The sequence below is a fragment of the Streptomyces sp. NPDC059718 genome, from assembly GCF_042733315.1.
In the GTDB taxonomy this organism is placed as follows: domain Bacteria; phylum Actinomycetota; class Actinomycetes; order Streptomycetales; family Streptomycetaceae; genus Actinacidiphila.
In genome coordinates, this window is the sequence record NZ_JBHWGA010000027.1 from 86,547 (window position 1) to 103,996 (window position 17,450).

Here is a 17,450-nt window from a genome sequence, read left to right on the forward strand (position 1 = left end):
CCGCCGCCCCGATGCTCCGAACGGATGACGCGGCACGACCCCTGGCCACAGGTTGTGGGGCCCGCGGCCCCGGCTAGGCCCGGCGGTCGTCGGCCCGGTACAACTCCATGGCCAGCGCGACGGCCGCGTGGGTGGCCGGGTGCGGGTCGTGGCGACGCCAGATGAGGTGCACGGCGACGGGGGCGGCGTCCCGCAGCGGGCGGTACACGATGCCGTCGCGGCGGTACTGGGCGGAGGTGGAGCGCGGGGTGACCCCGACGCGGCGGCCGGTGGCGATCGCGGCGAGCCAGTCGTCGATGTCGTGGGTGTACTCGACGGCCGGCCGGTCGTCCTCGGGCCACAGGTCGGGGCTGGTCGTGCCGGTCCGCCGGTCGACGACCAGCGTGCGGGCGGCGATCTCGGCGAGCCGGACGCTGCGCCGTCGCGCCCAAGGGTCGTCCGCGGCGAGGGCCACGTAGCGCGGTTCGTGACCGACGAGCGCGTGGGACCAGCGGTCCAGGTCGATGGGGGCGCGGACGACCGCGAGGTCGCAGAGGCCCTCGGCAAGACCGGCGGTGGGGGTGTTGTGGCGGATGAGCTGGAGCTCCACGCCGGGGTGGCGGTCGCGCCAGACGCGCTGGAACTCGGTGGTGCGGCGGCCGAAGGCGGACCAGGCGTGGCCGATGTGCAGGCGGGTGTGACCGATCGTGGCCTCCCTGACGAGCTCGTCGACACCGCCCAACAGGACCCGGGCGCGGGCGAGGACCTGCACGCCCGCGGTGGTCGGGGCGACCGCGCGGCTGGTGCGGTGCAGCAGTCGCACCCCGAGGACGCGCTCCAGCGCCAGCAGGTTGCGGGAGACCGCCGCCTGGGAGATCCCGAGGTCGATGGCGGCGTCGGTGAAGCTGCCCGCGTCGAGGATGGCGACCAGGCAGCGCAGGTGCCGGAGCTCGAGTGCGGCCGCTCCTCCACGGTGCTCGTCCATGCGTCCAGCGTATCGATGGTGCGTCGTATGCATTTCGCGTATGGCCACCCGCGGCGGGACAGTGGCCCGCATGACGATGGAGACCTCCGGCGACGTCGCGCCGGCCGCCGCGGCGGGGGCCGGGGCCGCGGGACGCTTCGGCGGAGTGGCGCTGATGCTGGGCAGCGGCCTGTCCAACCAGGTCGGCGCCTCCGTCGCCGCCCTGGCCTTCCCCGTGATCGGGCCACTGGGCGTGGTGGCGGTCCGCCAGTGGGTGGCCGCGGCGGTGCTGTGCGGGGCGGGCCGGCCCCGGATGCGGGCCTTCACCGCCGCGCAGTGGCGCCCGGTCCTCGCCCTGGCGGTGGTGTTCGCGGCGATGAACCTCTCCCTCTACACCGCCGTCGACCGCATCGGCCTGGGGCTCGCCGTCACCCTGGAGTTCCTCGGGCCGCTGGCCGTGGCCCTGATCGGCTCGCGCCGCCGCACGCACGTGCTGTGCGCGCTGGCCGTCGCGGCCGCCGTGGTCGTCCTGACCCGCCCCCAGCCCTCCACCGACTACCCGGGCATCGGGCTCGCGCTGCTCGCCGCGGCCTGCTGGGCCTGCTACATCGTGCTCAACCGCGTCGTCGGCGGACGGCTGCCCGGGCTGCAGGGCCCGGCCGCCGCCGCTGCCGTCTCCGGCGCCGCCTACCTGCCCGCCGGCGCGCTGGCCCTGTGGTGGCGTCCGCCCACCCTCACCGCCCTGGCCTGCGCCGTGACCGCCGGGATCCTCTCCTCCGCCGTACCGTTCCTGTCCGACCTGCTGGCGCTCCGCCGGGTCCCGGCGCACTTCTTCGGCGTCTTCATGAGCGTGAACCCGGTCTTTGCCGCGCTCGTCGGCCTGGTCGTCCTCGACCAGCACCTCGACCCGGCCGCCTGGCTCGCCACGTTCGTGATCGTCGCCGCGAACGCGGTCGCGGTCGGCACGGACGCGCGGCCGGATGGAGCCCCGGTCGCACGGTCGCCACGGAGCACCGGCGGCGCCGGCTGACGGCCGCCGGGTGCGTTCCCGGGGCCCGTCAATCCGACGGATGACGGAGGTGGCAGGGCCCGGTGGTCGTAGGTGACGGCCGCGCGGGGGGTGGTTCCGCGCCGTCTTGTGCCGGGGGTGTTTCCCATGGTGGGCGGGTTGGGCAGCCAGGGACTGTGCGCGTGCGTTCCCCGGGGTTCGTTGACACGTGGAGATGAGGGACCAATGCCTCCTGAGATAGTCGGGCGTCGAGGCTCGTTGGCAGGGGAGAGGTTCGGGATCGGCGACAAGCCCCTGACGTTCGGGCGCAAGGCCGGGAACACGGTGGTGATCGCCAGCGTCAGCGTCTCCCGTCTGCACGCGGAGGTGCGCCGCGAGGGCCACGGGTTCGTGCTCTACGACCGGGCGAGCAGCAACGGGACGCGGGTCAACGGGGAGCGCGTGACGTCGCACGTTCTGCAGCCGGGCGACGAGATCTCCATCGGCGACGAGACCTTCGGCTTCGAGGCCGCCGACGCGATGGAGACCATCCTGGACCTCTCCCTGCTGGAGGCGCTGATGCCGCCGGCGGAACCTGAGGAACCCGGGCCGGTGCTGAAGGTGACGGTGGCGGGCGGCGGCCCGGTGGGGCTCGCGTTCGCGCTCCTGCTGGAGAACCTGATGGGCCGGCGGGTCTCCGTCACCGTCTACGACGCCCGCTGGGCGCAGGACGGGGACCGCGTCGTCTGGAAGGACGAGGGCCAGGGCAACGTCCGCCGGCAGCAGGTCGTGACGGTGCAGAGCCGGCAGTACCTGAACCTGCCCGAGGAGGTGCAGGACCGGCTGTTCACCGAGGGCACGTACACCGAGATGTGGCCCGCGGGGCCCGACTCGATCCGCGGTTTCAACCCGCGCAACATACGCATCGCCTACGTCGAGGACACGCTGCTGGACCTCGCCAACGCCAAGCGCGACCGCATCCGCCTGGTGCCCGCCCGGTTCGACGCGGCGGAGCGGCAGGAAACGGTGGCCCAGGACCACGTCCTGGCGATCTGCGAGGGCGGCCGGTCCCGCACGCGCGAGCACTTCGCCGCCAGGTTCGGGACCGCCGACACGTCCATCTACTCGCTCGACGGCGAGCACCTCCAGGACGTGGTGCTGGGCCTGCGCGTGAAGTCGGGGCTCTCCGACCCCATGACGGTCCTGCTGACCGTCGCGCAGAATCGCTTCCTCCTCAACTCCCTGCGCGGGGAGGGTTTCCTGAACATGCGTCTGACCGACGCCGAGGCGCGGGAGGTCGTCGGGATCGACCCCGTGCGGCAGGTCTTCGAGCAGTGCATCGCCTCCCGCCCCTGCGTGATGAGCCGCGACGGCCACGGGGACTTCCACTGCTCCACCCACAGCACGTTCTTCCTGCCCGCCCTCATCAAGGGTTCGGCGCTCTGGCAGCGCGTCAAGGAGGGCCTGACGCTCTTCGACGTCGACGAGCAGGACCTGACCGCGATCACCGCCTTCCGGCTGGACATGGTGCAGCGGCCGCGTTTCACGGCGCGCCTCCACCCGGCGACCGCGGCCACCCCGGGGACGTACGGGTTCCTGCTCGGGGACGCCGCCAACGCCATCCACTTCTGGCCCGGGCGCGGCCTGAACAGCGGCCTGGCCTCGGCCGTCTCGCTCGCCCGTACGCTCAGCGGCACCTGGCGCGGCAGGCCGTTGCGCGACGCGGACTTCGTACGGCACGAGGCGGCGATGTCGATGCTCCAGTACCGGCACAAGAGCCGCGCCTGGAACGCGATGATCACCACGGACGAGAACGGGGTGGGCCAGGCGATCAAGGACAAGATCGCGCGGAGCATCGAGGAGTCCGCCGCCGGGAAGCCGGACCGCGAGGCCGACCTCGACGCCCTCATGGAGCAGCTCCGCGCGATCCGGGACCGGCTCGCCCCGCGCATCGCCGGGATGCCGGACGACACCACCCTGCGGGAGCAGCTGGACAGGCTCGGGAGCGAGACGCTGCGCACCCTGCGGGACAGCGGTCCGTGGGACACCGTCACCGTCGGCGGCGAGGAGGTCGACATCGACATCTTCTACCGGGACGCACGGCCCGCGTCGCGCACCGCCCCGGTGGCCGGCTGAGCCGCCCGGTCAGAACTCGATCGGCCCGGGCGGTGCGGCGCCCGGCTCGTCGAGGAGGGCGGTGATCAACCCGGGGAAGCGGCGCTCCAGGTCCTCGCGGCGCAGACTGACCAGGCGCTGCCGGCCGTGCGGGTCGTTGCGGACGACCCCGGCCTCGCGGAGCGTCTTGAGGTGGTGGGAGAGCGTGGACTTGGGGATCTCCCCGTTGACGGGCTGGCAGGCCGACCCCTCCAGGGGACGGTCGGCCAGCCGGCGCACCAGATCCAGCCGTGAGGGGTCGCTCAGGGCGAAGAGGACGTCGGTCAGCACCAGGTCCGCGGCGTCGGGGTGCGGCAGCTCCCGGGGGGCTCCAGTCATGGTTCGATAATAGTTGAACAATCGGCGCGTGTGTGCTTACCCTCGAATGGTTCGATATTTTTGGAACCGTTCGGGAGTACCGATATGCACACCCAGCGCACCGCGAGGCGGATGCCGCGTCCGGTCGGCTTCTGGCTGCTGGCCGCCACCCTGCTCGCCTTCCTGGCCGCCTCCAGTGCGCCCTCCCCGCTCTACGTGGTCTACCAGCACCAATGGGGCTTCTCGCCGATCGTGCTCACCACGGTCTTCGCGGTCTACGTGCTGGCGCTGCTGGTGGCGCTGCTCACCGTCGGAGGGCTGTCCGACCACGTCGGCCGGCGGCCGGTGCTCCTGGCGGCGCTGGTCGTCGAGGCCGCGGCCATGCTCGTGTTCCTCACCGCGGACGGCGTCGGACCGCTGTTCCTGGCCCGCATCCTGCAGGGCGTGGCGACGGGCGCGGCCGCCGGGGCCATCAGCGCGGGGCTGATCGACCTGCAGCCGTCGCCCACCTCGCCCCTCGGCTCCCTGCTGAACACCGTGGCGCCCGCCACCGGACTGGCCGGCGGGGCGCTGGGCGCGGGTCTGCTGGTGCAGTACGCCCCGGCCCCCACCCGGCTGGTCTTCGTCGTGCTGACCGCCGTGTTCGTGGTGCTGGCGGCGCTGATGCTGTTCCTGCCCGATCCCGTCTCCCCGCGCCCGGGGGCCTGGGCCTCGCTGCGGCCCCGGGCGGCCGTGCCGGTCCAGGCCCGCCGGACCTTCCTGGCGGCGACGCCCTGCCTCGTCGCCACCTGGGCGATGGGCGGTCTCTACCTCGCCCTCGGCCCCTCCCTGACCGCCGGGGTGCTGCACATCGGCAGCCACCTGGTCGGCGGCCTGGTGGTGACGACCCTCTTCGGCGTGGCGGCCGTCGCCTCGCTGGTGGTGCGCGACGTGACGCCGCGGCGGATGATGACCGGCGGCTCGGCGGTGCTCGCCGTGGGCACCGGGCTCACGCTGCTCGCCCTCGCCGGGCCCTCGACGGCGCTGTTCTTCCTCGGCACCGGTCTCGCCGGGTTCGGCTTCGGCGCCGCCTTCCTCGGTGCCTTCCGCTCCCTGGCGGCACTGGCCCAGCCCACCGAGCGGGCGGAACTGTTCGCCTCGGTCTACGTCGTGAGCTACCTGGCCCTGAGCGTTCCCGCCGTAGTGGCCGGGCTCGCCGTGCCGTCCTTCGGTCTGCACTCCACGGCGACGGTGTACGGGGCCGGGGTGGTCGTGCTCGCCCTGCTGGCGGTCGTCTCGGGAGCCGTCGTCCGCAGGCCTCCCGTCGTGGTGCCGGCGCCGGCACCGCCCGCCGAGGAGGCGGCCGCCGCCACCCGTCCGCTGACCGCGACCGCCGCGGCCTCCGGTCCGGCCCGCGGGCCCGGGTTCCCGGCGGACGTCTGACCGCGGCGCGGCCCGGCCCGGCCCGTCGTCGCAGGTCACGGGCCGCCGGGCGCACCGGTCGCGGGTATGGTGGAAACAGCCCGGCCCGCCCCGTCCGATCTGGCATCCGTGCGCCGGGAACGCAGCCGTACGAGATCGGGGATGGGTGTTCCCACGAAACCCCCTTCCACCGCGGAGGACACTCCACCGACCCCGGCACAGGCCGTCCGGCCGGAACAGCCCCTGCGCAGTCGCGAGGCCGCCGTACGGTCGTGATCCGGAGGGGCCATCGTGCCTGAGGCGGCGTTACACGCTACTGAAAGGGTCGCGCCCGTACGTGACGACCCTGCCGCGCGTCACGCACGTGCGCGGGAGCTCCCGGCACCCCCGGGGCGCCCAGTGTCGAGTTCTTGCTGGAGTGCATCCGCCCGCCCGAGCCCGGCCGCTGGTACCGCCCACACAACCCCAGCATCGTGGCTGGCTACCTGCAGCACGAAGAACTGGACGTCGCCGAACTGCAGGTGGAGCGCTTCATGTTGACTTCTCCCCTCCTTGAAAGGAGGGGGTTCCTACGGCTCGCGCTGTAGGGTTTCCTGCTTCGTCGCCGGCTGCCCGCCCGGAGTTCTCCGTTGAGGTCTTACACCGGCTCCACAGGCTGACACCGTCAGTCCGACGGCCAGCAGGTTCTTCGCTGCGTTCACGTCCCGGTCGTGGGTCGTGCCGCAGTCGCACGTCCATGTGCGCACGTGCAGCGGCATCTTGCCTTGCATGGTGCCGCAGGCGGAGCACAGCCTGGACGAGGGGAAGAAGCGGTCGACCGCGATCACTTCCCGCCCGTACCAGGTGGCCTTGTACTCCAGCATTCTCCGGAACTCGGCCCACGACGCATCGCTGATGGCGCGGGCCAGGCTCCGGTTCTTGGCCATGTTGCGCACGGCCAGGTCCTCGATCACGATCGTTTGGTTTTCACGAACGAGTCGGGTGGTCAGCTTGTGCAGCCCGTCACGGCGCCGGTCGGCGATGCGGGCGTGGATCTTGGCGACCTTGAGCCGGGCCTTGCGGCGGTTGGCCCCGTCGCCCTTGGCCTTCTTCGCCAGACGCCGCTGCGCCAGGGCGAGCCGGGCGCGGTCGTGGCGTTCGTGTCGCGGGTTGGTGACCTTCTCTCCTGTGGACAGGGTCAGCAGGTGGTCCAGGCCGACATCAACGCCCACGGCGTTGCCGCCCGCGGGCAGCGGCGCGACGGATGGGTCCTCGCACAGCAGGGACACGTACCAGCGGCCGGCCGGATCCTGGGACACGGTCACGGTGGACGGAGCCACGCCTTCGGGCAGCGGCCGGGACCACACGATGTCCAGCGGCTGCGCCATCTTCGCCAGCGTCAACCGGCCGTCCCGGAACCGGAACGCGCTGGTGGTGTATTCCGCCGACTTCCTCGACCTCTTCCGCGACTTCAGGCGCGGGTACTTGGCCCGCTTGGCGAAGAAGTTCGTGAACGCCGTCTGCAGGTGACGCAGGGCCTGTTGAAGCGGAACGGAGGAGACGTCGTTGAGATACGCCAGTTCCTCGGTCTGCTTCCAGGTTGTCAGCATCGCCGACGTCTGGTTGTAGTTCACCCGCTCCCGCCGCGTCCACGCCTCGGTACGCGCTGCGAGAGCAAGGTTGTAGACCTTCCGCACGCAACCGAACGTGCGCGACAGCTCGGCCGCCTGCGCATTGGTCGGATAGAAGCGGAACTTGAACGCCCGCTTCACGAGGGTGGCCTTCATGGTTCACATGCTACCGCGTCAGTTTGTGACTTTGTCAGAGGAGTTGAGACTGGGGCCCCGGCTGACCGCCCTGCTGGACGACGGCGTCCCGGCCTACGCGTGGCCGCACGCGGACCGGCGGATCTGGTACGTCGGCAACACGGGCCCGCACCTGCGGGCCATCGCCCGCCTCACCGGCGTCCGCCTGCGCTGGGATCCGTCGCCACGGGCCCGCGTGCGCCGGGGACCGCGGCGGGCGCGCTCTAGAGGCGGACCGGCAGCTCCGTCCTCCCGTTGAAGACGAAGGTGGGCAGGGGTCGCAGGTCCTCCAGGGGCACCGCCGGCCGCAGGCCGGGGAAGCGTTCGAACAGGTCGGGGAGGGCGGCCTCCGCCTCCAGCCGTCCCAGCGGTTCGCCGACGCAACGGTGGACGCCGTGGCCGAAGGCGACGTGGTCCTTGTCGCGCCGCCGGACGTCGAAGGCGTCCGTGTCGTCAGGGTGCCTGCGCGGGTCGCGGCCGCCCGCGCCGAAGCCCATGACGATCGGCTCGCCGCGGCGGATCAGCACGCCCGCGCCGAGGTCGATGTCCTCCACGGCGTACCGCAGCGGCATGTGCCGGACGGGGGAGTCCGCGCGCAGGGTCTCCTCGACGACCGCCTGCCACGGCACGGCGCCGCCGAGGACGTCCCTCAGCTGCGCCGGGTGGCGCAGCAGGCCGATGACGGCGTTGGTGATCAGGTCGGTGGCCGAGGGGACGCCCCCGGCGACGGTGACGACGAGGGCCAGGAGCCGTTCCTCGTCGGTCATGTCCGGGGCCTCGACCAGGGTCGTCGTCATGTCGTCGCCGGGCAGGTGTGCCTTCTCGGCGAGCAGCGCGGCCCAGAAGGCCATCGACTCGTCCGCGCCGGAGGCCGCGGCCCCGGGGTCGGAGGGCGGTTCCAGCAGTGCGCGCATCGCCCGGACGGCCTGCTCCCAGCGGTCCTCCGGTACGCCGAACAGGTCGCACAGCGTCTCGCACGCGACGACCCGGGCGTACCGGGCGCGGACGTCGACGACCCGCCCGGAGCCCGGCGTGCCGAGTGCCTCCAGGTAGGCCTCCGTCCTGTGCCGCAGGTTCGCCCCCAGGGCGGCCGTCCGCCCGGGGGTGAACGCACGCTCCATGACGGCGCGCAGCCGGCGGTGGTCGGGACCGTGGGCGTTCAGCACCGTCGGCGAGACGAGGAAGGGCGACAACGGCCAGTCCGGGGGCAGGTCGCCGAGGCCGGGCCAGTGCTGCCTCGCGTCGCGGGAGACCCGGGGGTCGTCGGCGAGCCGCCGCAGTACGTCGTAGCGGGTGACCGACCAGGCGAGGACGCCTCCGGGCAGTTCGACGGGGGTGGCGGGGCCCGCCGCCAGGAGGTGTGCGGTGTCTTCGTGGAGACGGTGGCCGGCCGGGTCGAGCCCGCTCCGCTCCGGGGGCTTGTGCATCGGGAGTCCTTTCCTCGGCTGCGCGCGGTCGCGGCGCGGTGGCCGCCGAGAGGTGATCCGGGCGGGGATCAACGGGCGGGGAGGCGGCCGTCGATCTCGCAGGCCTGGCAGGGCGGCCTGCCGCAGGTGCACTGGATGATCGCCTCGAGCACGCCGCGGTCGTGGTGGAGGCACTCGTCGCGGCAGGTGTGGCGGGGGATGAACCCGGCCTGGATCTCGCCGGGCCAGGGCTCGTGGCCCTCGCGGCAGCGGACGAAGCGGTCCGGGTCGGTCTCGTGCAGCTCGTGCATCGCGGAGCGGGCCTGGTCCTCCAGTTCCCGTACCCGGGTGACCAGGGCCTTGAGCTCGGCGGCGAGGCCCTCGTAGTGCTCTGCGCCGGTCCGCACGTGGGCGGCCCGCAGGGCCATGGCTGCGTTGCCCAGGAACCTGCCGGCGTCCTGGAGGTCGGTGACGTGGTGCATCTGAAGGCCGTTCACGCCACGGACCCACACGGCGTCCATGGTCATGTCTCCACCTTTCCGGTGTTCGCCGTCTTCCGCGCGACATGCCGTACTGCCTGCCGGACTTCTGCGGGGGCGACCTGAGGTAGCGCTGCCATGGTGGATCCGTGCATGAGGTGAAGCAAATCGATGGATCTCATGCCGTGATGCGACAAGCCGATGAACGGAGCCGCTGACCCGCGGCTGCGGGTCAGCGACCCGCCGAGGCGAAGGGGCCGGTGCCCGCGAACACCAGCCGGGCGAAGTTCCGGCCGATGCGCCGGTGTCCCGCGGGATCGGGGTGGACCTCGTCGGGCAGCGGCAGTTCGGCGTAGTCGGCCGCACCGTAGAGCTCGCGCCCGTCGAGGTAGTGCAGGTGGGGGTCGTCGGCCGCCCGCTGTGCGACGATCCGGGCCAGCTCCTCGCGGATGACGTTGAGGGTCAGCCGGCCCGCGGCGCGTTCCGCCGGGTCGCCGGTGGCCTTGAAGCGCAGCCTGCCGCCCTCGAAGTCCGGGGCGAGCGGGCCCGGGGTGTCCTCCTGGACGGGGCACAGGACGGGGGAGACGACCAGCAGCGGTGCCGTGGGATGGCCCTCGCGGACGATGTCGAGGAAGCCGTGCACCGCCGGGGTGAAGGCGCGCAGGCGCATCGCGTCGGTGTTGACGATGTTGATGCCGATCTTGAGGCTGAGCAGGTCCGCCGGAGTGTCGCGCATCGCACGGGCGGTGAAGGGGTCGAGCAGCGCGCTGCCGCTGAACCCGAGGTTGACCAGCTCCACTCCGCCCTCGGCGGCTGCCAGCGCGGGCCAGATGGCCGTCGGATGCGCGGCGTTGGAGCCGTGGCTGATGGAACTGCCGTGGTGCAGCCACACCTTGCGGCCCCGCGGCGCTGACGGCTCGACGGGGGCGTCGGTGCGCAGGGCGATCAGCTCGGTGATCTCCGAGTGCGGGAGCCAGATCTCGACGTCCTTGTCCCCTGGGGGCAGTTCGCCGAACCGGGCGGTGCCGGGCGGCCCCTCCCGCAGCTCGGCGGCCTGGGTGACCATGTCGACGATCTCGCGGACGTTGCCGCCGGCCACGGTGGCCTGGGCGGTGAGACGGCCGTCGGCCAGCAGGTCGTACACGCCGTCCGGCGGGGCCGGGAAGCCCCGGTAGACCCGCTTGGTGGGCAGCGTGTCCAGTTCGACCGTGGTGGCCCGGGTGCGGAACGCGAGCCGCACGCCGGACGGCTGGGCCTCCGCCACGGCCAGTTGCTCGTCGGGGATCTGCCGGCGCGCCGCGGCGGGCAGGCGGTGCGGGAGCAGCCCGTGGCGGGTGCGCTCCACGTCGAGGGCGCCGCGCAGCAGTTCCTCGGTGACGGGGGTGGTGATCAGGTTCCGGTCCGTGTGCATGGTGCGTTGCCTGTCCAGTGGCTGTCCGTGGGCTGGGTGCCCGTCCGTTGGGTGGGAGGTGCCGGGGCGTGCGCCCTCAGGACGTCGACCGCTCGCGCAGCAGGGCGTCCAGGGAGTCCAAGGCCCACGACCACGATTCCTGCGCGGTGACGGGTGTGTGGTCGAAGCCCCCCGCCAGTTCGAGGCTCACGTAGCCGTGGAAGACGCTGCCCAGGAGACGGACGGCGTGCGTCTGGTCCGGTTCCGGGAGGTCGTAGCCCCGCAGGATGGCCCGTGTCATCTGGGCGTGCCGGACGCCGGCGCTGGCGGCCGCCGTCTGCGGGTCGAGCCTCAGCTGCGCCGCCGCGTAGCGGCCGGGGTGCTCCCGGGCGTACGCGCGGTACACGTTCGCGAAGGCGACCAGGGCGTCCTTGCCCGCGCGGCCGGCGAGGGCCTCGGCCGCCCGGTCGGCGAGTTCCTCCAGGGCGAGCAGGGCGATCCTGGTCTTCAGGTCCTGCGAGTTCCTGACGTGCGAGTACAGGCTCGCGACCTTGACGCCGAACCGCTCGGCGAGCGCCGAGACGGTCACCTGGGCGAAGCCGACCTCGTCGGCGAGTTCCGCCCCCGCCCGGGTCAGGCGTTCCGCGGTGAGTCCTACGCGTGGCACGGTGTGCCCTCCCTTCCTCCGTAAGCGATTATGCGCATACCTAAAGTCATTAGGCAAACGCCTAGCGCCGGGACCTGAGGCGTGCACGCTCCGCTACGAACGGCCCACCCGGGATGCGTCCCACGTCACCGCATGTAACGGTCGTCATGTGCATTTCGGGTTCGGCTGGGACCAGGGGACTCGTGGACGGCTCCGGCCGTCGCATGACCGTCCGCCTCGCCCACGACGTCGATGTCAACTCCCCCGGGAGCGACCCCTGTCGTACGGGAGGCAGTGACCTCGAACGCATCCCCCGCAATCCACCACCACTCACCAAGTTCTGCTGAAACGCGAAGGGTCACGACTCGGCCGCCGCCGTGTCGTGCCGCGCTGCCACACGCCGCGCGGCGCACCGGCACGGGCGGCGCACCGGACCCTTCGGCTACCCGGAAGGAATGGGTTGTGAAGGCTCGTCTTGGCTTGAGCCGGGGAAGGACGCTCGTGGCCGTTGCACTCGCCACGATCGTCACCTCGGCCCTCACGGGATCGGTGTCCGCCGTCGCGGACGGATACTCCGGAGGCTCCATAGACTCCGGCCACTGGGGCGTCATCGCCCGCAACACGATCGGTTCCCCCGTCGCCGACCTCAGGGACGGCCCGTACGCGTACGGTGCGACGGGATCCCTCTCCAGGCCGCCCTACGGCAACGGCAGCCTCGGAATCGAGGTTTCCCCCAGCGAGAAGGTCGACTTCGGCAACGAGGTCGACTTCTACGGCAGCCGGGTCCGGGACCTGACCGCGCTCGGGTTCCACGTCTTCCAGACCGAGGAGAACGTCGGCTACGGCGGCACACGGAACCTGCCGAGCATCAGGATCGAGATCAATCCGAGGCTGACGCCCACCGACACCTACACCACCCTGGTGTGGCTCCCGCCCGCGGTCTCACCGACGAACCAGTGGAGCGGATACCTGAACGCCGCCACGACCGGCGAGTGGTTCCTCTCGGGCGGCGAGATGCAGGGCGCCTGCACCCAGGCCCTTCCGTGCAACTTCACGACGCTGAAGAACGCGCTCCCGCAGGCGACCATCTACACCGTCGCCGTCGGCAAGGGCCGCGACCACATCTGGGTCGGCGCGGTCGACGGCCTGCGGATCAACCGGTACGTCTACGACTTCGAGGCCGACGGCGTCAGGGCCCGTCGCGTCGGCTGAAGGCCGTCACTCCTCCCGCCGGGAGGGACCCGGGGCATCGCCGGAGCGAGCCGGCCGGTGATGCCCCGGGCGGCGTCAACCGCCCTTCCGCCGCGCCTGGATGAGCAGCAGGGCGGTGTCGTCACCGCGGGTGGCGGACTGCTCGGCGTGAAGGACGAGGGCGTCGGCGAGTTCGTCCACGGTCCCGGCCCCGGCGTTCCGGCGGCCGGCGTGACCCGGGTAGAAACTGGACCGTTCGTTCCTGATAGGCGTACACTCCGGCGCATGGCACGCGTGAGGGAGTTCGACACCGGCAGGGCCGTGGAGGCCGCGATGAACGCCTTCCGCAGCAAGGGCTACGAGGGCACGTCGGTGCAGGACCTGGTCGACGCCACCGGTGTGGGGCGCGGTTCGCTGTACGCGGCCTTCGGCAGCAAGGAGGGGCTGTACCTGGCGGCCATGGACCGCTACCGGGAGCAGTACGCCCTGCCCCTGGTCGAGGCCCTCCGGGCCGGCGCGCCCGGCCGGGAGCTGCTGCGCGAGGTCCTGGTCGCGGCGGTCGACGAGATCGCGCGCGACGGCAGCCGGCGGGCCTGTCTGATCGTCGGTGCGGCCATGGAGCGCGTCGCGCACGATCCGCGGGTCGCCGCGCACGTGGAGTCGACGACCGCGCTGCTGGAGGACGCGCTGGCCCAGGTCGTCGCGGAGGCCCAGGCGGACGGCCAGGTGTCCGGCAAGCGTGACGCGCGGGACCTCGCCCGGTACCTCGTCGTCACGATGCACGGCCTGCGGGTCATGGGGGCCGTCAACCCCGACCGGGAGGCGCTGACGGCCGTCGTCGACGCCGCCCTGGACGCCCTCGGCTGACCCGGGCCCGCCGGGCCGCTCACTGCGCGGTGAAGCCGCCGTCGATCGCGAGCGCGGCGCCGTTGACGAAGCTGCTCTCGTCGCTGAGCAGGAAGGCGGCGAAGGCGGCCACGTCCGCCTCCGCGCCCGCCCGTCCGGCGGGGATCCGCTCCAGGAACCGGTCCTCGATCCCGGGGTACGTCTGGACGGCGGCACGCCACAGCGGGGTGTCGATCAGCCCGGTGACCAGCGCGTTGACGCGGACGCCCGCCTTGGCCGAGTCGAGCGCCGCGGAGCGGGTCAGGCCCACCACGCCGTGCTTGGCGGCCACGTAGGCCGGCATGCCCGCGTCGCCCACCACGGCCGCCGTCGAGGCGTTGTTCACGATCGATCCGCCGCCCGAGGCGGCGATCGCCGGGAGTTCGTGCTTCAGGCTGTAGAAGACGCTGGTCAGGTTGGTGGCGATCATGTGGTGCCAGAAGGCGGCGTCGGTGGTGCCGAAGGTGCGCTGGTTGTCGCCGCCGCCGGCGTTGTTGAACGCCCCGTGCAGGCCGCCGAATTCGGTCACCGCGTAGTCGACGAGACGGGCGACCCCGTCCTCGGCGGTGACGTCCGTCGGCAGGAAGAACGCGCGGCCGCCCTCGGCCTCGATCCCGGCGACGGTCGCCTCGCCGCGGGCCTTGTCCCGCGCGCCGATCACGACGGTCGCGCCCTCGGACGCGGCGCGGCGGGCGAAGGCGGCGCCCATCCCCGACGTCCCTCCGGTGACGATGACGACCTTGGATTCCAGACGGTGGGACATGTGTGCTCCATGCGTGTGTGTCGAGGGGGCTTCCGCGGGCTCGGTCCCGCCTGTCATCGGAGGCTAACACAATCTGGAACGAACGGTTGGTAAAGAAAAAATGTGAGATGATCTTGGTTCGTGGCGCGTGGAGATCTGACGGACGAGCAGTGGGCTGTGCTGGAGCCGTTGCTGCCGAAGGGCAAGAAGGTCGGTCGGCCGCCGATATGGACCCGGCGGCAATTGATCGACGGCATACGGTTCCGGGTCCGCACCGGGGTCCCCTGGCGGGACGTGCCCGGGCAGTACGGATCGTGGGCCCGGGTGTACGACCTGTTCCACCGCTGGCAGCGGGACGGGACGTGGCAGCGGATCTTCACCCAGCTCCAGGAGCGGGCGGAGGCGAGGGAGCTGATCACGTGGGACCTCGACGCCGACTCCGCCGTCCGCCGGGCGCATCAGCGCGCCGCCAGGGCGAGGAGGAGGGGGAGCGCCGGAAGGAGCCGCCCGGCGGTGTCCTCGCCGAGCCGGACGATCACGGGCCAGGACGCCGGGAGGGTCTGACCGCCGGGCCCTACGGCGTGCCGGGAAGCCGAATCGTGACGAGGAGACCTCCGGCGGGGCGGGGGGCCAGGTCGAGGGTCCCGTCGTGGGCGCGGACGATGCTCTGCACGATGGCCAGGCCGAGGCCGACGCCGGCGTGCTCGTCGGTGCGTACGCGTTCCGTTCCGCGCCGGAAGGGTTCGGTGAGGGTCGGTACCAGTTCCGGGGGGAGCGGATGGCCGGTGTTCTTCACCCGCAGCACGCTCGTGTCGCCGTGTGTCTCGGTGTGGACCGTCACGGTGCCGCCGGCGGGATGGTTGTGGACGATGGCGTTCTGGACGAGGTTCGTCACCACCCGCAGCAGGAGCTCCGCGGAGCCGCTGGTCCGGGCGGCCCCACCGGAGACGTCGAGGGTGATCCGGCGCTGTTCGGCGAGGGGCAGCAGCGTTTCGGCGGCTTCTTCGGCGACGAGGGAGAGGTCGACGCTCTCGCGGGTGAAGTTCCCCCGGTCGCTGCGGCTGAGGAGCAGGAGGGCCTCGGTGAGGTCGATCGCCCGCGTGTTGACGGCGTGGAGGCGTTCGACGAGTTCGCCCCGGTCCTGTGCGGGGTCCTTGCGGGCGACGTCGAGGAGCGTGCGCGAGATCGCCAGCGGGGTGCGCAGTTCGTGGGAGGCGTTCGCGGCGAACCTCTGCTGCTCGGCGACGTGGGACTCGAGTTGTTCCAGCATCGCGTCGAACGCGTCGGAGAGTTCGCGGAATTCGTCCTGGCGGCCCGTCATGCGGATCCGGTGGGACAGTGACCCGTTCCCGGCCATCCGTGCCGCATCCGTGACCCGAGTGAGGGGTGCGAGCATCCGGCCGGCGAGGAGCCATCCCCCCAGCAGGCCGAACAAGAGCAGGAAGGCCATCGCGACGGCCGCGGCGGGGGCGAAGGTGTGCACAAGGAGGTAGCGGTTGGGAGAGACCCCGAGAAGGCCCTGGGAGTTGTCGGGCACGTAGCGCAGCAGGAACCCCCACACCACGGCCAGCAGGAGCGCGCCGGCGACGGCGAGGAACCCGGCGTAGCTGAGGGTGAGCTTCAGCCGGGCGCTGAGCCCTGGGCGTCTCTTCACGAGCGCCGGCGCTCCGGCCAGGCGGGGCTCGTCCTCGACGGTCGGTACGTGCATACCCGGAGCCTAGGCAGCAGCGTGTATCGCCGACGTATGCCCCCGGGCCGTTCGCGGTGTGGGCGCTGCCGCCGGGCCGGCCGGGCCCGCCGGCCGCCACCGTCGAAGGCCGCCGCGTCGAGCGGGGGGAACCCGAGTGCACCGGCGGCTGCCGCGGTCACCTGTCGGTCCGCGTACGCCGCAGCGGCGCCGTCGTGGAGTGGACCGCCCGGCGGGGGCCGTTCACGCGGCCCCCGCCGGAACTGCACTTCGGCGCCGGGCAGTACGGTGCCGAGCCGGCCCGCTCGGCGCGCACGGCCGGTCAGTGACCGCGGCCCAGGGTGGACTCGCGGACGACCAGGTCGAAGCCGGGGCGCACGCGGCGCGGCGGGGCGTCCGGCGCGCCGGTCAGGCGCTGCACGAGGCAGTCGACGGCCTGGCGGGCGATGGCCTTCTTGTCCGGCGAGATCGTGGTCAGGGTGATCGTGCCGTAGCGTCCTTCCTCGATGTCGTCGAAGCCCACGAGCGCGACGTCCTCCGGCACGCGCAGGCCCCGGGTGACGAGCACCCGCAGGGCCCCGATGGCCTGGAGGTCGTTGTAGGCGAAGACCGCGTCCGGCAGCGACCCGCGGTCCAGCAGGTCGGCCATGGCCTGGGCGCCGTCGGCGCGGCCGTACCCGGAGGCGGTCGCGACGAGGTCGTCGCCGTGCGGGAGCCCGCAGGCGGCCAGCTCCTCGCGCCAGCCGCGCAGTCTCAGGTGCGCTGGCTGCCGGGCGACCTCGCTGCGGGCGCCGATGAAGGCGATCCGCCGGCGTCCCGTCCCCGCCAGGTGCCGCACCGCGCTGCGCGCCGCGGCCACGTTGTCGATCACGATGTGGTCGTACGGGGCGTCGTACTCGCGCTCCCCGAGGAGCACCAGGGGTGAACTGTCGTCACGGGCGAGCAGGTCCGACGCCTCCAGTTCGATCGGCGAGAGGATCAGTCCGTCGATCACATGGGTGCGGAAGCCCTGGGTCACCAGGATCTCCTTGCGCCGCTCGCCCGCCGTGTGGTCGAGCAGCACGGTGTAGTCGTGGCGTGCGGCGGCGTCGATGACGGCGCCGGCCAGCTCGGCGAAGTACGGGTTGCCGAGCTCGGGCAGGGCCAGCGCGATGATGCCGGTGCGGCCCTTGCGCAGGTGCCGGGCGGTGAGGTTGGGCCGGTAGCCCAGTTCGTCGATCGCCTGCTGGACCCGCGCGCGCATCGCGGGTGTGACGTGCGGGTAGCCGTTCACGACGTTCGAGACGGTCTTGATGGACACTCCCGCGCGCTGCGCGACGTCCTTGAGGCTGACGCCCACGGCGCTCCCTCCGGGTTGGGCCGGGGGCCGGGGGGGCCGCCGGCCCCCCGCCCCCCGCCGCGCAATTTGGGGGGGGGGGGCCCCCGGCGGGGCCCGG

Annotated in this window: 17 protein-coding genes; 7 read left to right on the top strand and 10 right to left on the bottom strand. The window is 72.6% G+C overall.

The annotated features are described in order from the left end of the window. Positions 1-73 precede the first annotated feature (73 nt). The gene (locus tag ACFV3E_RS28050; RefSeq protein ID WP_500537179.1) at positions 74-964 is read right to left on the bottom strand and encodes a LysR family transcriptional regulator; all 891 of its coding nucleotides are present in this window, start codon (positions 962-964) and stop codon (positions 74-76) included. A gap of 154 nt (positions 965-1,118) precedes the next feature. Between ACFV3E_RS28050 and ACFV3E_RS28055 the strand changes: the two genes are divergently transcribed. Beyond that, positions 1,119-1,973, top strand: coding sequence for an EamA family transporter (locus ACFV3E_RS28055; RefSeq protein WP_500537216.1), 855 nt, complete (start codon positions 1,119-1,121; stop codon positions 1,971-1,973). 204 nt (positions 1,974-2,177) lie between these two features. Further along, the gene (locus ACFV3E_RS28060) at positions 2,178-4,067 is read left to right on the top strand and encodes an FHA domain-containing protein (protein WP_500537180.1); all 1,890 of its coding nucleotides are present in this window, start codon (positions 2,178-2,180) and stop codon (positions 4,065-4,067) included. Positions 4,068-4,076: 9 nt separating this feature from the next. On the opposite strand, the gene ACFV3E_RS28065 is transcribed toward ACFV3E_RS28060, so the two are convergent. After that, a complete protein-coding gene (locus ACFV3E_RS28065) occupies positions 4,077-4,424 on the bottom strand; it encodes an ArsR/SmtB family transcription factor (protein ID WP_500537181.1) in 348 nt (115 codons plus the stop codon). Between the two features lie 84 nt (positions 4,425-4,508). Here ACFV3E_RS28065 and ACFV3E_RS28070 point away from each other — a divergent pair, with 84 nt between their 5' ends. Further along, positions 4,509-5,825, top strand: a complete 1,317-nt coding sequence (locus ACFV3E_RS28070; protein WP_500537182.1) for an MFS transporter — start codon at positions 4,509-4,511, stop codon at positions 5,823-5,825. A 548-nt stretch (positions 5,826-6,373) separates the two neighbouring features. Here the strand turns inward: ACFV3E_RS28070 and ACFV3E_RS28075 are convergent. Beyond that, positions 6,374-7,570, bottom strand: a complete 1,197-nt coding sequence (locus ACFV3E_RS28075) for an RNA-guided endonuclease InsQ/TnpB family protein (protein ID WP_500537183.1) — start codon at positions 7,568-7,570, stop codon at positions 6,374-6,376. A gap of 25 nt (positions 7,571-7,595) precedes the next feature. On the opposite strand from ACFV3E_RS28075, the gene ACFV3E_RS28080 reads away from it, so the two are divergent. Continuing rightward, a complete protein-coding gene (locus tag ACFV3E_RS28080) occupies positions 7,596-7,847 on the top strand; it encodes a hypothetical protein (RefSeq protein ID WP_500537184.1) in 252 nt (83 codons plus the stop codon). Here ACFV3E_RS28080 and ACFV3E_RS28085 read toward each other — a convergent pair. The 4 genes from ACFV3E_RS28085 to ACFV3E_RS28100 all read right to left on the bottom strand — a co-directional run bounded on the left by ACFV3E_RS28085 (position 7,813) and on the right by ACFV3E_RS28100 (position 11,530). Further along, positions 7,813-9,015, bottom strand: coding sequence for a cytochrome P450 (locus ACFV3E_RS28085; RefSeq protein ID WP_500537185.1), 1,203 nt, complete (start codon positions 9,013-9,015; stop codon positions 7,813-7,815). The genes ACFV3E_RS28080 and ACFV3E_RS28085 overlap by 35 nt on opposite strands. A gap of 68 nt (positions 9,016-9,083) precedes the next feature. Further along, the gene (locus ACFV3E_RS28090) at positions 9,084-9,515 is read right to left on the bottom strand and encodes a hypothetical protein (protein ID WP_500537217.1); all 432 of its coding nucleotides are present in this window, start codon (positions 9,513-9,515) and stop codon (positions 9,084-9,086) included. 190 nt (positions 9,516-9,705) lie between these two features. Next, entirely contained in the window at positions 9,706-10,884 is a 1,179-nt protein-coding gene (locus tag ACFV3E_RS28095; RefSeq protein ID WP_500537186.1) for a GDSL-type esterase/lipase family protein, read from the bottom strand. A 76-nt stretch (positions 10,885-10,960) separates the two neighbouring features. Further along, positions 10,961-11,530, bottom strand: a complete 570-nt coding sequence (locus tag ACFV3E_RS28100; protein WP_500537187.1) for a TetR/AcrR family transcriptional regulator — start codon at positions 11,528-11,530, stop codon at positions 10,961-10,963. A 480-nt stretch (positions 11,531-12,010) separates the two neighbouring features. Between ACFV3E_RS28100 and ACFV3E_RS28105 the strand changes: the two genes are divergently transcribed. Next, complete coding sequence (locus ACFV3E_RS28105) at positions 12,011-12,721, top strand: hypothetical protein (protein ID WP_500537188.1); 711 nt, start codon at positions 12,011-12,013, stop codon at positions 12,719-12,721. A 264-nt stretch (positions 12,722-12,985) separates the two neighbouring features. Then, positions 12,986-13,567, top strand: a complete 582-nt coding sequence (locus ACFV3E_RS28110; RefSeq protein ID WP_500537189.1) for a TetR/AcrR family transcriptional regulator — start codon at positions 12,986-12,988, stop codon at positions 13,565-13,567. 19 nt (positions 13,568-13,586) lie between these two features. Here the strand turns inward: ACFV3E_RS28110 and ACFV3E_RS28115 are convergent, their stop codons facing one another. Then, positions 13,587-14,348: an SDR family NAD(P)-dependent oxidoreductase gene (locus ACFV3E_RS28115; protein WP_500537190.1), complete on the bottom strand. Its 762-nt coding sequence runs from the start codon at positions 14,346-14,348 to the stop codon at positions 13,587-13,589. Between the two features lie 120 nt (positions 14,349-14,468). Between ACFV3E_RS28115 and ACFV3E_RS28120 the strand changes: the two genes are divergently transcribed. After that, positions 14,469-14,891, top strand: coding sequence for a transposase (locus ACFV3E_RS28120; protein ID WP_500537191.1), 423 nt, complete (start codon positions 14,469-14,471; stop codon positions 14,889-14,891). Positions 14,892-14,901: 10 nt separating this feature from the next. On the opposite strand, the gene ACFV3E_RS28125 is transcribed toward ACFV3E_RS28120, so the two are convergent. Together ACFV3E_RS28125 and ACFV3E_RS28130 are read right to left on the bottom strand one after the other, a co-directional pair. Further along, the gene (locus tag ACFV3E_RS28125) at positions 14,902-15,981 is read right to left on the bottom strand and encodes a sensor histidine kinase (RefSeq protein ID WP_500537218.1); all 1,080 of its coding nucleotides are present in this window, start codon (positions 15,979-15,981) and stop codon (positions 14,902-14,904) included. A gap of 355 nt (positions 15,982-16,336) precedes the next feature. Then, the gene (locus ACFV3E_RS28130) at positions 16,337-17,353 is read right to left on the bottom strand and encodes a LacI family DNA-binding transcriptional regulator (protein WP_500362763.1); all 1,017 of its coding nucleotides are present in this window, start codon (positions 17,351-17,353) and stop codon (positions 16,337-16,339) included. Between the last annotated feature and the right edge of the window lie 97 nt (positions 17,354-17,450).

What these genes read in the sequence shown, in the direction of transcription:
- ACFV3E_RS28060 (WP_500537180.1), top strand. Translation starts at nt 2,178, where the DNA reads ATGCCTCCTGAGATAGTCGGGCGTCGAGGCTCGTTGGCAGGGGAGAGG.
- ACFV3E_RS28050 (WP_500537179.1), bottom strand. Translation starts at nt 964, where the DNA reads ATGGACGAGCACCGTGGAGGAGCGGCCGCACTCGAGCTCCGGCACCTG.
- ACFV3E_RS28065 (WP_500537181.1), bottom strand. Translation starts at nt 4,424, where the DNA reads ATGACTGGAGCCCCCCGGGAGCTGCCGCACCCCGACGCCGCGGACCTG.
- ACFV3E_RS28075 (WP_500537183.1), bottom strand. Translation starts at nt 7,570, where the DNA reads ATGAAGGCCACCCTCGTGAAGCGGGCGTTCAAGTTCCGCTTCTATCCG.
- ACFV3E_RS28095 (WP_500537186.1), bottom strand. Translation starts at nt 10,884, where the DNA reads ATGCACACGGACCGGAACCTGATCACCACCCCCGTCACCGAGGAACTG.
- ACFV3E_RS28110 (WP_500537189.1), top strand. Translation starts at nt 12,986, where the DNA reads ATGGCACGCGTGAGGGAGTTCGACACCGGCAGGGCCGTGGAGGCCGCG.
- ACFV3E_RS28085 (WP_500537185.1), bottom strand. Translation starts at nt 9,015, where the DNA reads ATGCACAAGCCCCCGGAGCGGAGCGGGCTCGACCCGGCCGGCCACCGT.
- ACFV3E_RS28055 (WP_500537216.1), top strand. Translation starts at nt 1,119, where the DNA reads ATGCTGGGCAGCGGCCTGTCCAACCAGGTCGGCGCCTCCGTCGCCGCC.
- ACFV3E_RS28070 (WP_500537182.1), top strand. Translation starts at nt 4,509, where the DNA reads ATGCACACCCAGCGCACCGCGAGGCGGATGCCGCGTCCGGTCGGCTTC.
- ACFV3E_RS28115 (WP_500537190.1), bottom strand. Translation starts at nt 14,348, where the DNA reads ATGTCCCACCGTCTGGAATCCAAGGTCGTCATCGTCACCGGAGGGACG.
- ACFV3E_RS28090 (WP_500537217.1), bottom strand. Translation starts at nt 9,515, where the DNA reads ATGGACGCCGTGTGGGTCCGTGGCGTGAACGGCCTTCAGATGCACCAC.